This is a genomic window from Microbacterium sp. ARD31 (assembly GCF_031844425.1).
Map to the genome: position 1 here is coordinate 113,345 of NZ_JAUZVE010000014.1, position 13,417 is coordinate 126,761.

At 72.0% G+C, this 13,417-nt stretch carries 13 protein-coding genes; 3 read left to right on the plus strand and 10 right to left on the minus strand.

Annotated elements, in window-relative coordinates; all coding sequences use genetic code 11:
- Positions 1–79 precede the first annotated feature (79 nt).
- The gene (locus Q9S36_RS26930; RefSeq protein ID WP_311287910.1) at positions 80–1,369 is read left to right on the plus strand and encodes a S8 family serine peptidase; all 1,290 of its coding nucleotides are present in this window, start codon (positions 80–82) and stop codon (positions 1,367–1,369) included.
- A 6-nt stretch (positions 1,370–1,375) separates the two neighbouring features.
- Here Q9S36_RS26930 and Q9S36_RS26935 read toward each other — a convergent pair whose 3' ends face one another.
- The 8 genes from Q9S36_RS26935 to Q9S36_RS26970 form a co-directional block, all read right to left on the minus strand.
- Entirely contained in the window at positions 1,376–1,834 is a 459-nt protein-coding gene (locus tag Q9S36_RS26935) for a hypothetical protein (protein WP_311287911.1), read from the minus strand.
- Positions 1,831–2,328 carry a sigma-70 family RNA polymerase sigma factor gene (locus Q9S36_RS26940; protein ID WP_311287912.1) on the minus strand — a complete coding sequence of 166 codons (498 nt, stop codon included), beginning with the start codon at positions 2,326–2,328 and terminating at the stop codon, positions 1,831–1,833. The genes Q9S36_RS26935 and Q9S36_RS26940 overlap by 4 nt, the downstream gene beginning before the upstream one ends.
- A 191-nt stretch (positions 2,329–2,519) precedes the next feature.
- On the minus strand, positions 2,520–3,371 hold the full coding sequence (locus Q9S36_RS26945) for a GNAT family N-acetyltransferase (RefSeq protein WP_311287913.1): 852 nt from the start codon (positions 3,369–3,371) through the stop codon (positions 2,520–2,522).
- A gap of 136 nt (positions 3,372–3,507) precedes the next feature.
- Positions 3,508–4,659: a flavodoxin-dependent (E)-4-hydroxy-3-methylbut-2-enyl-diphosphate synthase gene (gene ispG, locus Q9S36_RS26950; RefSeq protein WP_311287914.1), complete on the minus strand. Its 1,152-nt coding sequence runs from the start codon at positions 4,657–4,659 to the stop codon at positions 3,508–3,510.
- 70 nt (positions 4,660–4,729) lie between these two features.
- Positions 4,730–6,073 carry a M50 family metallopeptidase gene (locus tag Q9S36_RS26955; protein WP_311287915.1) on the minus strand — a complete coding sequence of 448 codons (1,344 nt, stop codon included), beginning with the start codon at positions 6,071–6,073 and terminating at the stop codon, positions 4,730–4,732.
- A gap of 28 nt (positions 6,074–6,101) precedes the next feature.
- Positions 6,102–7,187, minus strand: a complete 1,086-nt coding sequence (gene dxr, locus Q9S36_RS26960; RefSeq protein ID WP_311287916.1) for a 1-deoxy-D-xylulose-5-phosphate reductoisomerase — start codon at positions 7,185–7,187, stop codon at positions 6,102–6,104.
- A 32-nt stretch (positions 7,188–7,219) separates the two neighbouring features.
- Positions 7,220–7,807, minus strand: a complete 588-nt coding sequence (locus Q9S36_RS26965) for an AMP-binding protein (RefSeq protein ID WP_311287917.1) — start codon at positions 7,805–7,807, stop codon at positions 7,220–7,222.
- A complete protein-coding gene (locus Q9S36_RS26970; protein ID WP_311287918.1) occupies positions 7,807–9,264 on the minus strand; it encodes a M1 family metallopeptidase in 1,458 nt (485 codons plus the stop codon). The genes Q9S36_RS26965 and Q9S36_RS26970 overlap by 1 nt, the downstream gene beginning before the upstream one ends.
- A gap of 230 nt (positions 9,265–9,494) precedes the next feature.
- Here Q9S36_RS26970 and Q9S36_RS26975 point away from each other — a divergent pair, with 230 nt between their 5' ends.
- On the plus strand, positions 9,495–10,388 hold the full coding sequence (locus Q9S36_RS26975) for an RIO1 family regulatory kinase/ATPase (RefSeq protein ID WP_311287919.1): 894 nt from the start codon (positions 9,495–9,497) through the stop codon (positions 10,386–10,388).
- Positions 10,389–10,412: 24 nt separating this feature from the next.
- On the opposite strand, the gene Q9S36_RS26980 is transcribed toward Q9S36_RS26975, so the two are convergent.
- Entirely contained in the window at positions 10,413–11,024 is a 612-nt protein-coding gene (locus Q9S36_RS26980) for a GNAT family N-acetyltransferase (protein WP_311287920.1), read from the minus strand.
- Positions 11,025–11,090: 66 nt separating this feature from the next.
- On the opposite strand from Q9S36_RS26980, the gene Q9S36_RS26985 reads away from it, so the two are divergent.
- On the plus strand, positions 11,091–12,188 hold the full coding sequence (locus tag Q9S36_RS26985) for a Rossmann fold nucleotide-binding protein (RefSeq protein WP_311287921.1): 1,098 nt from the start codon (positions 11,091–11,093) through the stop codon (positions 12,186–12,188).
- On the opposite strand, the gene Q9S36_RS26990 is transcribed toward Q9S36_RS26985, so the two are convergent.
- The gene (locus tag Q9S36_RS26990) at positions 12,166–13,374 is read right to left on the minus strand and encodes a glycosyltransferase family 1 protein (RefSeq protein WP_311287922.1); all 1,209 of its coding nucleotides are present in this window, start codon (positions 13,372–13,374) and stop codon (positions 12,166–12,168) included. The two genes, Q9S36_RS26985 and Q9S36_RS26990, sit on opposite strands and share 23 nt — an antisense overlap.
- Positions 13,375–13,417: the final 43 nt, after the last annotated feature.

A 13,417-nucleotide genomic window follows, 5' to 3' on the forward strand; every position in this document is an offset into this window, starting at 1 on the left:
GGCCATCCTTGCGGATCTGCCGCCCAAGAAGTCGGAAAATCCTCGTCAGGGTCTGCTGGACGGCACTAGCGTCGGGACCATGGGCGACTGGATGATCGGCGACGACCGGCGACGCAAGACCACTGACCAGCTCCGTGCGTTCCGCCGGGCCAACGAGGACCAGGTGGCCTGGAACACCGAGGCCCCGGCGGACTTCACCTACCTCTACCACCCCGACCGCGTGCTCGTGCGCCGCGCCGACGTGGACGACTTCGAGGGGATCGCCCGCCAGGTCGGCGAGCGGCTCTTCAAGGGTGAGCCGCGGCGCGACGACGTGACCCTCCTCGGTGACGCGCTCGTGCGCTACCTGCTCCCCGAGCGCACCGAGGGCCAGTCGGTGCCGGAGGTCCTCGACGCGCTGGAGGAGGCCGGGCTCGAGCGGGGCAAGGCGACGCCCGACCACTGGGTCCACGTCTCTCCGGGAGGCGGTGGCAATCTCTGCCCCGCCATCGAGCCGGAGGAGACCGGTCTGAAGGAGCCGTGGCCGCCGCGGGAGCCGAGGCTCGAGAAGGTGGCGCGCGACGTCACCGTCGTGGTCGTCGACACCGGCTGGAACCCCACCTCCGCGACCGACGGGCGTACGCCGTGGCTGGACGGCGTCACCGGCGACGACGAGCTCAACGATCCCGCCCACCTGCGGCGGTACGCCGGTCACGGCACGTTCATCGCCGGCGTCGTGCGGTGCCTGGCACCGGACGCCGACGTCCACGTCGACGGCTTCTGCATCGGCGGCGTGGGCGGCGGCGGGATCCTCGAGTCCGACATGGTCGTGCAGCTCGAGGAGGCGATGAAGCGCGACCCGCAGGTCATCAACCTGTCGGCGGGCTGCCGCACCCGCATGGACCTGCCGTCCGCCGCCTTCGAGACCTTCTACGAGGAGCACCTGAGGGACAGCGAGTGCGTGCTCGTCGCGGCCGCCGGCAACGACTCCACCGCCGCGCCGTTCTGGCCGGCCGCCTTCCCCTGGGCGGTCGGCGTCGGGTCGCTGGATCGGAACGGCCGGATCTCGGAGTTCTCCAACTACGGGGTGTCCGCGGACGTCTACGCCGTCGGCCGCAACCACGTCAACGCGTTCCCCGACGGCAGCTACAAGTGCCGCGAGACACCCGCCAAGGGCGACATGCGCGAGTTCCGCACGGGCATGGCCCGATGGAGCGGTACGTCGTTCGCGGCGCCCGTCGTCGCCGGCCTGATCGCCCGCTACATCGGCGAGCACGGCGTCTCGCCCGCCGAGGCGTGCGACAAGGTCCTGGCGCGCGCGGTCTACGACTCCGACCCGGTGGTCGGACCCCACATGGAGCTGCGCCACCCGTTCGTGCCGGCGCCCTGAGTCCCCTCAGACCTCGATCCACCGGCTACTGGCGCTGCCGGTGCCGTTGCTGACGGTGAAGCGGACCTCGCCGCTCACCTCGGCGGTGATCGCGAAGAAGCCGACCTCGTCGAGGCCGGACGACCAGCGCTCACCGGCGCGCGACTCGAGCGCGACCTCGACGGACCCCATGTCTCCGTCGAAGTCGAGCAGCTGACCGCGCACCTGGTCGCCGTCGATCTCGGCGTCGAGGGACCAGCCCTCGGCGGCGGTGAAGTAGAGGATGCGGGCCGAGGCGAGGCCGCGGACCTGCGCGGCCGGCTCGTCGGCGGAGTCGCGGACCAGGACGAGGAGCTCCCACTCCTGGTCGAGGTCGGCGGCCGCGACGGTCGCGATCATGGTCGCCGTGAGCCCCGGAGGGGGCGGGTCGGCGAGGAGCCACATCTCGCGCAGGTCGTCGAGCAGGCTGTCGTCCGAGGCGTTCATCGTCCCCCTCCTTCGTCCATCAGTGCGGTCCTGACCTTGGCCAGGCACCGGGCCCGGGTGGGTCCGATGCTCCCGACGGGCATGTCGAGCTCCTTGCTGAGCGACTGGTAGTCGGGTCGTTCCATGAAGGCGATGACGCGCAGCAGCTTGCGACAGCGCTCGTCCACGCTCGCGACGGCCCGCCACAACCGCGCAGCTTCGTCGTCGAGCACGGCGAGCTCCTCCGCGGACTCCACGTCGGGGAGCACCACGGCGAGCTTCTCGTCCTCCACCGGGGAGGCACGCCGTGCCTTCCTGGCATGTTCTGCGGCGCCGCGCCTGGCTGAGGTGATCAGCCAGGACGCGACAGCCTTGGGGTCGTTGATGGTCTGGTGCAGACGGACGAAACCGAGCCATGTCGTCGCGATGACGTCCTCCGCCGACTGGCGGTCGTGTCCGTAGGCCCTCACCACGTGCCAGAGGACCGGTGTCATCGCGGTGACCAGATCGTCCACGGCGGCGGCGTCCCCTGCACGCCACGCCGTGAACGCCCCACTGGCTGTTTCCCACGGTGACTGTTCGAGCTCCCCCTCAGCCCTTCGGTTCTCCGACATGGTGACCATTGTCCCCATGTCCTCTCAGGTAGGGGTCAGCGACGTGCTGATACGTCCGGCGCGAAATCTTTTTCGCGCTTTCCGGCGCACTCTCAGAACATGAGCGTGGCGAAGGTGGCGGTCTGCTCGAAGCCGACCCGCGCGTACGTCGCCCGGGCCGGCGCGTTCCACTCGTTGACGTAGAGCGAGACGACGGGCGCCATCCCCGAGCCGATGACGTGGGCCACGACCGCCGCCATGCCGCTCGTCGCCAGCCCCTGCCCCCGCCGGTCGGGACGGACCCACACGCCCTGCACCTGAGCGGCGTACGGCGTCAGGCAGGCGACCTCGGCCTTGAAGACCACGCCGTCGTCGTCGAAGCTCGCCATCGACCAGCCCCGCCCGATCAGCTGCTGCACGCGCGCGCGGTAGAGGTCGCCGCCGCCCGCGTCGCTCTCCGGGGAGACGCCGACCTCCTCGGTGTACATCGCCACGCACGCGGGGTAGAGCTGCTCGAGGTCGCGCGGGGTCGTCACACGTACGTCGGGGTGGCCCGGGACGTCGGGGACCCTCCTCATCTCCAGGTGCGGCTGGCGCGCGCGGAACTCCCGCGGCCGCTGCCACCGCGGCTCGAGCGCGTCCCACAGGGAGGCGACGACGTCGTGGGGGCCGACGATCGTCCCGACGGTGCTGCGCCGGCGCAGCGCGGCGTCGGCGAAGGCGACCACGTCGTCGGGCGTGCACTGGACCGGGACGAGGTTTGCGCCGAGGTGGCAGCCGGCGACGAGGTCGTCGCCCACGAACCGGCCCCACACCTGCCCACCGAGCCACCGCTCGTCGAGGTTGGTCAGGCGCGCGCGGTAGTCGGCGAACACGTTGACCACGGGGTCCTGCTCCGCGAGCGCGATGAAGCGGTCCCGGTCGGCCGGGCCCAGCACGCGCACCTGCTCGCGAGTCCTCAGCACGTGGGGAGCCTACTCATGTCGCCGGGTGCCCGCGGCGAGCCGTGAGGCCGACTTGTCAGGCATTCACTGAACATGTCGGCCCGTGCACGGCCTGACAAGTTCAGCGATCCCCGGTCAGCCGGGGATCACCCGAGCGTCAGGAGACCGAGACGGTCGCCCCCGAGCCCTCGACGGACTCCATCCCCTCGGCGATGCGCATGGCCTCCTCGATCAGGGTCTCGACGATCTGCGACTCCGGGACGGTCTTGACGACCTCGCCCTTGACGAAGATCTGGCCCTTGCCGTTGCCGGACGCGACCCCGAGGTCGGCCTCGCGGGCCTCGCCCGGGCCGTTGACGACGCAACCCATGACCGCGACGCGCAGGGGCACCTCGAGCCCGTCGAGGCCGGCGGTGACCTCCTCGGCGAGCTTGTAGACGTCGACCTGGGCGCGACCGCAGGACGGGCAGGAGACGATCTCGAGCCGGCGCGGGCGGAGGTTCAGCGACTCCAGGATCTGGAGGCCGACCTTGACCTCCTCGACCGGCGGGGCGGACAGCGAGACACGGATGGTGTCGCCGATGCCCTTCGACAGCAGGGCGCCGAAGGCGACCGAGGACTTGATCGTGCCCTGGAACGCCGGACCGGCCTCGGTGACGCCGAGGTGCAGCGGCCAGTCGCCGGCCTCCGCGAGCAGCTCGTAGGCGCGGACCATCACGACGGGGTCGTTGTGCTTGACCGAGATCTTGAAGTCGTGGAAGTCGTGCTCCTCGAACAGGCTGGCCTCCCACACGGCGGACTCCACGAGCGCCTCGGGCGTGGCCTTGCCGTACTTCTCGAGCAGCCGCTTGTCGAGGGAGCCGGCATTGACGCCGATCCGGATCGAGGTGCCGCGGTCCTTGGCGGCGCGGGCGATCTCCTTCACCTGGTCGTCGAACTTGCGGATGTTGCCCGGGTTGACCCGGACGGCCGCACAGCCGGCGTCGATGGCGGCGAAGACGTACTTCGGCTGGAAGTGGATGTCGGCGATGACCGGGATCTGCGAGTGCTGCGCGATCTCCGGCAGCGCGTCGGCGTCGTCCTGGCTCGGGCAGGCCACGCGGACGATGTCGCAGCCGGTGGCGGTGAGCTCGGCGATCTGCTGGAGCGTGGCGTTGACGTCGGAGGTCAGCGTCGTGGTCATCGACTGGACCGAGATCGGCGAGTCGCTGCCGACACCCACCGACCCCACCTTGATCTGGCGGGTCTTGCGGCGGGGGGCCAGCACGGGGGGCGGGAGGGCGGGCATGCCCAGGCCGACAGAAGTCATGGCGCCAGTCTAGGAGGCCGGACCCCGCGGACCCGAGTCGGCGGACGTGAGCGTGGCCTCAGCCGACGGGTCAGCTGAGGTGCAGCGGCACGACGAGGTCGGCGACGATCAGCACGACGCCCATCACCAGCATCGCCAGCCCCACGACGTACGCCACCGGCAGCAGCTTGGCGACGTCGACGTGCCCCGGATCGGGACGACCGCGCAGGCGGGCGAGACCACGCTTGAGCCCTTCGTAGAGGGCACCGGCGATGTGACCGCCGTCGAGCGGCAGCAGGGGCACGAAGTTGAACATGCCGATGAAGAAGTTGAAGCTCGCGATGAGGAACAGCAGGGTGACGAGCTTGTCGACCAGCGGGAAGTCGGCGCTGGCCGCCTCGCCGGCGAAGCGCCCGCCGCCGACGATGGAGACCGGGCTCTCGGGGTCGCGCTCCTGCAGGCCGACGATGGCGCGGCCGACCTCGTAGACCTTCACCGGCAGCTGGCCGAGCGCCTCGACCGTCTCGACGGTCATCGTCCCCATCTGCCCCACGGTGTAGAGCGGGCCGCCGGTCGCGAGGTGGACCTCGGGCTGGATCCCCAGGAAGCCGACCTCGGTCAGGGTCTCGTCCTCGAGGGAGGTCTGGCGCAGGGTGACGGTGGTGTTGGTCTCCAGCGTGAGCAGCTCACCGTCGCGGCGCACCTCGATGACGGCGTCGCCGTCGGCGTTGGCGCGGATGAGCGACTGGAACGACTCCCAGTCCCGGAAGGGCGTGCCGTTGAAGCTGACGATCTCGTCACCGGGCCGGATGCCCGCCGCGAGCGCGGGGGTCTCCGGGTCGGTGGCCTCGCAGGTGGTGCGCTCCTCCGACACCGGGATGACGCACTCGGGCACCGCGGCGACGGTCGGCTCGACCACCTCGTCGCGAGGGTTGCCGTAGGTGGCGAACAGGATGACGAACAGCGAGAAGGCGATGGCGATGTTGACCATCGGTCCGCCCGCCATCACGATCACCTTCTTCCACCACGGCAGGCGGTAGAAGAGCCGGTCGGTGTCGTGCTGCTTGACGTACTCCCACTCGGCCGCCCGGGCGTCGGAGATCAGCTGGGTGAACATGCCGGTGTTCGAGCGGCGCACCTTGTGGACCGGCTCGCCGTCCTCGTCGTACGTCGTCTCCTCGACGAGGTCCTCGGCGCCCGGGGGCAGCATCCCGACGATCTTGACGTAGCCGCCGAGCGGGATCGCCTTGACGCCGTACTCGGTGTCGCCGATCTGCTTGCTCCACACCGTCGGTCCGAAGCCGATGAACCACTGCGGGACCTTGCACCCGAACTTCTTGGCCGGGATGAGGTGGCCGAACTCGTGGAGGCCGATCGACGCCAGGATCGCCACGACGAACGTGACGACGCCCAGGGTGTAGAGCAGGGCGGTCATGCAGGGGGATCCTTCTCGGGTTCGGGCGTCAGATGAGGGCCGACGCCTCCGCGCGCGCCCAGGCGTCGGCGGCGAGGACGTCGTCCACGGTGAAGTGCTCCCTCGATGGTACGTCGTGGAGGTCCAGGACCCGGGAAACCGTGGTGACGATGTCGGGGAACCGCAGCCGGCCCTCGTGGAAGGCGTCGACCGCCACCTCGTTGGCCGCGTTGTAGACCGCCGGGGCGGTGCCGCCGCGCTCGCCCGCGGCGCGCGCCAGCGTGACGGCGGGGAAGACCCCGTCGTCGAGCGGCTCGAAGCGCCAATCGGACGCCTTCGTCCAGTCGATCGGGGTCTCGGCGTCGGGGACCCGGTCCGGCCACCCCATGCCCAGCGAGATCGGCACCAGCATCGTCGGCAGGCCGAGCTGGGCGACGATGGCACCGTCGACGAACTCCACCATCGAGTGGATCAGCTGCTGCGGGTGCACGACCACGTCGATGCGGTCGAAGGGGATGTCGAACAGCAGGTGCGCCTCGATCACCTCGAGGCCCTTGTTGACCAGGGTCGCGGAGTTCGTGGTGATGACGCGGCCCATCGCGAAGTTGGGGTGGGCCAGGGCCTGCTCGGGGGTGACGTCGGCGAGCTCGGCGGCGGTCCGGCCGCGGAACGGCCCGCCGGACGCGGTCAGCACGAGGCGGCGCACCTCCGAGGCGGAGCCGGCGCGCAGGCTCTGCGCGATCGCGCTGTGCTCGGAGTCGACCGGCACGATCTGCCCGGGTCGCGCGCGCTCCTTCACCAGCGGGCCGCCGATGATCAGCGACTCCTTGTTGGCCAGCGCGAGCGTGGTGCCGGCGTCGAGGGCCGCGAGCGTGGGCCGCAGCCCGACTGCGCCGGTGATCCCGTTGAGCACGACGTCGCAGGCGCGACCGGCCGCCTCGGTGGAGGCCTCCTCCCCCAGCCCTGAGTACGCCGGCGCGAACTCCGCGACCTGCGCGTCGAACAGCGCGCGGTTCGAGCCCCCGGCGGTGAGGCCGACCACCCGGAACCGGTCGGGGTGGGCGCGCACGAGGTCGAGCGCCTGGGTGCCGATGGATCCCGTCGAGCCGAGGATCACGATGTCGCGCGCAGTCACGGGCGCCAGTGTGTCAGGTGACGCGTGCGGTCCTACGGCGTGTCGAACGACCACAACCGCAGGCCGCCGACCTCCACCACCTTCGCGCCGTCGGGGACCGGGACGTTGTGGTCGTCCGACGCGCCGAGGGCGGCGAGCACGCTGAGCTCGTCGTCGCGGTGGCGGGCCAGGATCGCGTCGCCGGGCACATCCGCGGACGGGGCGGGGTCGGTGCGCCCGGCCCGCATGGCGACGTCCCAAGGCAGGTCCTCCCTGTCGACGGTGAAGACCACGGCGCCCTCGACGGTGCGGACCTGCACCGGACCCTCCGCGCCGGCCGAGTTGTCGTACGCCACCACCGCGCCGACGCGCGCGGCCGCCAGCACCGCGATCACGCCGGCCTCCGTCGGGAGCGAGCCGAGCACCACGCGGTCGCCCACGCCGGTGCCGAACGCCCGCAGCACGCCGGCACATGCCGCGACCTCGGTGAGCAGCCAGGCGAACGACCGGGACGTGCCCTCGAGCGTGACCGCGTCGTCGTCGGCTCGCCCGCGGATCACGTGGATGTCGAGGGCGTTGTAGCAGGCGTTCAGCGTGCCGGGATCGTCCCCGCTGGGCGCCCGGAACCAGGTGACCTCCATCAGGTCAGGCCGTTGTCGGCCGTCGCGGCAGGCTTGGACGGGGTGCGCAGCCAGGCGGTGAAGAAGGCGCCGAGGTCCTGACCGCTGACGCGCGCCGCGACCTCCTCGAACTCCGCGGTCGCGCCGTTGCCGCCGCGCTGCTCCTTGATCCAGGTGCGGAGGATCCGCCAGAACACCTCGTCGCCGACGCGGTTGCGCAGCGCCTGCAGCGTCATCGCGCCGCGGCCGTAGATCGCGCCGTCGAAGACCTTCTCCGCCCCGGGGTCGGCGACGGTCACCTTCCAGAACTCCGACTGTGCCGTCATCGAGTCGTAGTAGGACTTCAGGATCTCGCGCCCGGTGCGCTTGCCGTGGGTCTCGCTCCAGCGCCACTCCATGAAGCTGGCGAAGCCCTCGTTGAGCCAGATGTCGCGCCACTGCTGCACGGCGATGTCGTCGCCGAACCACTGGTGGGCCAGCTCGTGGACGACGAGGCTGGTGTAGCTCCCGCCGACCGCGGGGTAGGTCGGGCGCGTCTGGTTCTCCAGGGCGAAGCCCGGGTCGAGCGAGGTCGTCAGGCCGCCGACCACGGAGAACGGGTAGTCACCGAGATCCTTCTCGAGCCCGGCGACCACGTCGGGCGTGCGCTTCATCAGCCGCATGCTCGCCGCGCGGTCGTTCGCGCCGAGCCGGTCGGAGACGGCGACCAGCCAGGGCAGCCCGCGGTGCTTGCCCCGGGCGATGGTGAAGTCGCCGGCGGCGAAGAAGGCGAGGTAGGGCGCCATCGGCTCGTCGGCGCGCCAGTGCCACGTGGTCGCATCCCTGCCGACCTTCCTGCCGCGCAGCTTGCCGTTGGAGATGACCTCCCGGCCGTTCGGCACGCGCACCTTCACGTCGACGACCGCCTTGTCGAGGGGGTGGTCGTTGGCGGGGAACCACCACGGTGCCATGTGCGGCTCGTTCATGGTCACGACCTCGTGGCCGTCGGCGAGCCAGTTGCGCTCGCCTGCGTAGGAGTAGCGGCCCGGCTTGTCGGCGTACGTCACGACCACCGTGTGCCTGCTGCCCGCGGCGAGCGGGGCGGACGGGGTGATCCGCAGCTCGTGCCCGCCGTCGGACTTCGTGAACCCGGCCTCGGCGCCGTCCACGGTCACGGCGTCGACGTCGAGCAGGAAGTCCAGGGAGAAGCTGCTGAGGTCGGCGGTGGCGACCAGCTCGACCGTCGTGCGCCCGGCCAACCGCCTGGAGCCGAGGTCGTAGCGGTTGACGATGTCGTAGCGAGCGACGTCGATGCCACCGTTCCCGTCGAGCGGCCAGTAGGCGTCGCCGATGCCCGCCGCGCCGTCGGCCGCGGCCAGCGGCGACTCCGCGGTGGCCGTGCTGGTGGCAGGCCCCATGGCGGTGGCGCTCGTCAGGGCGACGGTCAGGGCCGCGCAGAGCGCGGTGGACAGGAGGGGGCGGGTGGCGCGCGTGGTCACCGTCCGAACCTAGCGCGTCCGTCCTCCGGTCGCTGCCCGCTCGGTCGGGCTGCCCCTCGTCGCGTAAATGCGTTGCGGCACGCACCCGTCGCCCCCGACCATGGTCCCGGCGTTCCGCCACACCGGGTGCTGCCCGCATCTCGGTGCCCCGTCCGAAAGGAGCCGTGACATGTCCATCGCTGTCCTCGGCCTGCCCGCCGACCACCTTTCGCACACACGGAGCACCTACCTTGACGCACACCTTCCCGGAGGACTTCCTCCGGCCTGACGACCGTTCGCCCCTCGAGGGGATCGACGAGTCGTTCGTCTTCACCTACGACACCTACGCCGACGAGCTCGGCGCAAGTCAACGATGGTCCCGCTGGGAGGACCTCGAGGCCCTGATGCGGGGTCCCGAGCCGCGCCCGGACTGGGTCGTCACCTCCAGCGGCGCCATCGACACCGAGCTCGGCGTCCTCAAGACCGGCAAGGAGGCGGACGTCTTCCTCGTCGAGCGCGAGGACCCGCACCGGCCCGAGACCGCCGTGGTCATGGCGGCCAAGCGCTACCGCGACACCGACCACCGCACCTTCCACCGCGCGGCCGCCTACACCGAGGGCCGCTCCATGAAGCGGTCCCGCGACGAGCGCGCCCTCAAGCGCAAGTCGACCTGGGGCCGCCAGGTCGCGGCCGGCGAGTGGGCGATCTCGGAGTGGAACGCCCTGCGCCGGTGCTGGGAGCTCGGCCTGCCGGTCCCCTACCCCGTCCAGATCGACGAGACCGAGATCATGATGGAGTGGATCACCGTCACGGTCGACGGGGACACCGAGACCGCGCCCCGGGTCGCCCAGGTCCGCCCGGAGCGGTCCGTCGTCGAGGAGTACTACCAGCAGCTGCGCGACGCGCTCGCCACGCTCGTCCAGGCCGGGCTGGTCCACGGCGACCTGTCGCCGTACAACACCCTCGCGGCCGGCGACCGGCTGGTGATCATCGACCTGCCGCAGATGGTCGACCTCGTGGGCAATCCCCAGGGGATGGACTTCCTGCTGCGCGACTGCGCCAACATGTGCGCGTGGTTCCGCTCCCGCGGGCTCGACGCCGACGAGCAGGAGCTCTTCGGCGAGCTCATGGCGCACGCCTTCTGAGACCGGCTGGGTGAGACGGGCTGGTCAGGCGGGCGGCACGACCAGCTCCATGACGCAGTTGCCCTGGCCCTTGGGGCGGACGTAGGTGAAGCCGATCCGCTCGTACATGGTCCGGGTGGCGTTGTAGAGCCACGAGGCGGAGGTCTTCTTGTCCGGCGGGAGGTCGTGGGGGTAGGACTCCACACGACCCCCGCCGGCCTCGGCGATCAGGACGAGCGCGCCCTTGACAGCCACCTCGGCGAGCCCAGTGCGACGGCGGTCCTTCGCGACGAACAGGCAGGTGATCCGGTGGTCCGGCGGCTGGTCGGTCTCGGCCTCCCACTGCTTGCGGTGGTGGATGTTCGGCAGCTCGGCCACCGTGCCGTACTCGGCCCAGGCGACCGCACGGTCCCCCCCGAGCACGAGCGCCGCGTGCGCGACGCCGTCCTCGACCAGCTTCTGCTTGAAGGCCCGGTTGCCCATCTCCTCGCGCTCGGGCGGGTCGGGGTAGCAGTGGAAGTGGACGCACCAGCAGCCGCTGAACAGGCCCGTCCGGCCGGCCAGCCCCTCGAACAGGTGCCACGTCTGCGGCGTCAGCGGCACGACCTCGTGCCCGTCGACGAGGTGACGGGTGGGGTGGCTCGCGCTACGGCTCATCCCGGCAGCCTAGGAGCGGTTGCGGACGGTCGACAGCCTGTTCGCGGTGGCCTCTAGGTTGGCGGGGTGAAGCACTCCCGCGGACGCGTCCTCGACATCACCACGCTGGCCGACCTCGACCGGCGACTGGCCGCCGGAGCCAGGTCGCTCGCCGGCTGGCGCGTGCTGGGGCTGGACCTCACCGCGCGCGGGCCCGCACTGCTGGAGCGGTCCCTGGCACAGTCGCTCTTCCTCGGCTGCGAGTTCGCCGACGGCGACGACGAGGCCGTACGCCGCGCCGGCGGGGTGGTGCTGCACGACATCCCCGGCATCCCGGTCGATCCCTACCGCGCGAGCCTCTACGCGCCGCGCGACCTCTACGACGCCCCGCGCTACGCCGACAGCCTCGACGCGCGTGCGTACGCCTGGTCCCGCAGCGGGGGCAACCACGAGGAGGCCCTGGCCCAGGCGCTCCACGACCACCACGTCGACGAGGCGCTCGAGGCGTGGGTCTCCGGACGGGCCGTGGTGGGCGTGATGGGCGGCCATGCCCTCGAGCGCGGCACCGAGGGGTACGCCGACGCGGCCCGGCTCGGCCACTCCCTGGGTCGCCGCCTCACCGTCGCCACCGGCGGCGGCCCGGGAGCGATGGAGGCGGCCAACCTCGGCGCGTTCGTCCCCGACGGCCTCGACGAGGCGCTGGCGACGCTCGCCGCGGTGCCGTCCTTCCGCCCGGACGTCGGCGCCTGGGCCCGCGCGGGCTTCGAGGTCGTCGACCGGGTCGGCGGTGCGGGCAGGGAGTCGCTCGGCATCCCGACGTGGCACTACGGGCACGAGCCGCCCAACGTCCTCGCGACGGCGGTCGCCAAGTTCTTCCGCAACGCCCCGCGCGAGGCCGTGCTGCTCGAGGTCTGCGACGCCGGCATCGTCTTCCTGCCCGGCGCCGGCGGCACGGTGCAGGAGGTGTTCCAGGACGCCTGCGAGAACTACTACGCCGACGCGTCCGCGGTCGCGCCGATGGTGCTGGTGGGCCGGCGGCACTGGACCGAGGACCTCCCCGCCTGGCCACTGCTGCAGGCCCTCGCCCGCGGACGCCCGATGGAGCCCCACGTCCACCTCGTCGACAGCGTCGAGGAGGCTGCTGAGCTGGTCGTCGACGTCGTCAGCCGGCGCGACGCCGGCTGACAGCGGGCGCGGCCACGTCACGGTAGTGGCCGACCAGCACGTCGTTGACGGCCTGCCACGTGCGCTCGCGCACGCTCGCGCGGGCGGCGTGCGACATGCGTCGCCGCAGCACGGGCTGGGCGACCAGTCGCGCGACGTGCGCGGCGAGCGCGGCTGCGTCTCCCGGCTCGTAGAGGTAGCCCGCGACGGTGTCGTCGACGACGTCGATCGGGCCTCCCGCGCGCGGCGCGACGACCGGCACGCCGCTCGCCAGCGCCTCCTGCGCGGACTGGCAGTAGGTCTCGTGGCGGCCGGTGTGCACGAAGACGTCGAGCGTCGCGTAGGCCCGGGCCAGCTCCTCGCCGTGCAGCACGCCGAGGAACGCCGCGTCGGGCAGCAGCGCCCGCAGCCGCGCCTCCTCCGGACCGCCGCCCACCAGCACGAGGCGCACGCCCGGGACGCGGTCGACGTGCGCGAGCAGCTCGAGCTCCTTCTCGGGCGCGAGGCGCCCGACGTACCCGACGAGGCGCTCGCCGTGCGGGGCCAGCTCCGCGTGCAGTGCCTCGTCGCGCTTCGCGGGCGTGAACAGGACCTGGTCCACTCCCCGCGGCCAGCGGGCGACGTCGGTGACGCCGAGCCGGGCGAGCTGGTCGATGCTGGCGGTCGACGGAGCCAGCGTGCGGTCGACGCCGAGGTGGATGCGACGGGTGAGCGACTCCATGGCGCGCGCGCCGCCCGGGACGGCGTACCGGTCGGCGAAGCCCGCCAGGTCGGTCTGGTAGATCGCGACCGTCGGGATGCCGAGCGAACGGGCCGAGCGCGCGGCCTGGTAGCCGAGGGTGGCGGGCGAGGCGATGTGCACCACGTCCGGCCGGAAGCGCTCCATGGTGGCGCGCAACCGGCGGCGCGTCTCCAGGCCGATGCGGAACCCCGAGTAGAACGGCAGGCTCGCGCCGCGGGCGAGCGTGACCGGGAAGCCGGCGTACGTCGCCGGACCGGTCGGGGCGACGAGCTCGGCCTCGTGGCCCTCGGCCGCGAGGTGCTCCAGCACGCGGCGCACCGAGTTGGTCACGCCGTTCACCTGCGGCAGGAAGGACTCGGTGACCACCAGGACGCGCAGCCGGGGGGTGACGGGCGGGGTGACGGGGAGGGGGACGAGGTTCGCCGGACGGGTGCGGCTGCGACGCCGCCTCTCGAGCAGGTCCATGTCCCGGACGCTAGGAAGCGCGCCGCAACGCAGGCCCCGACCC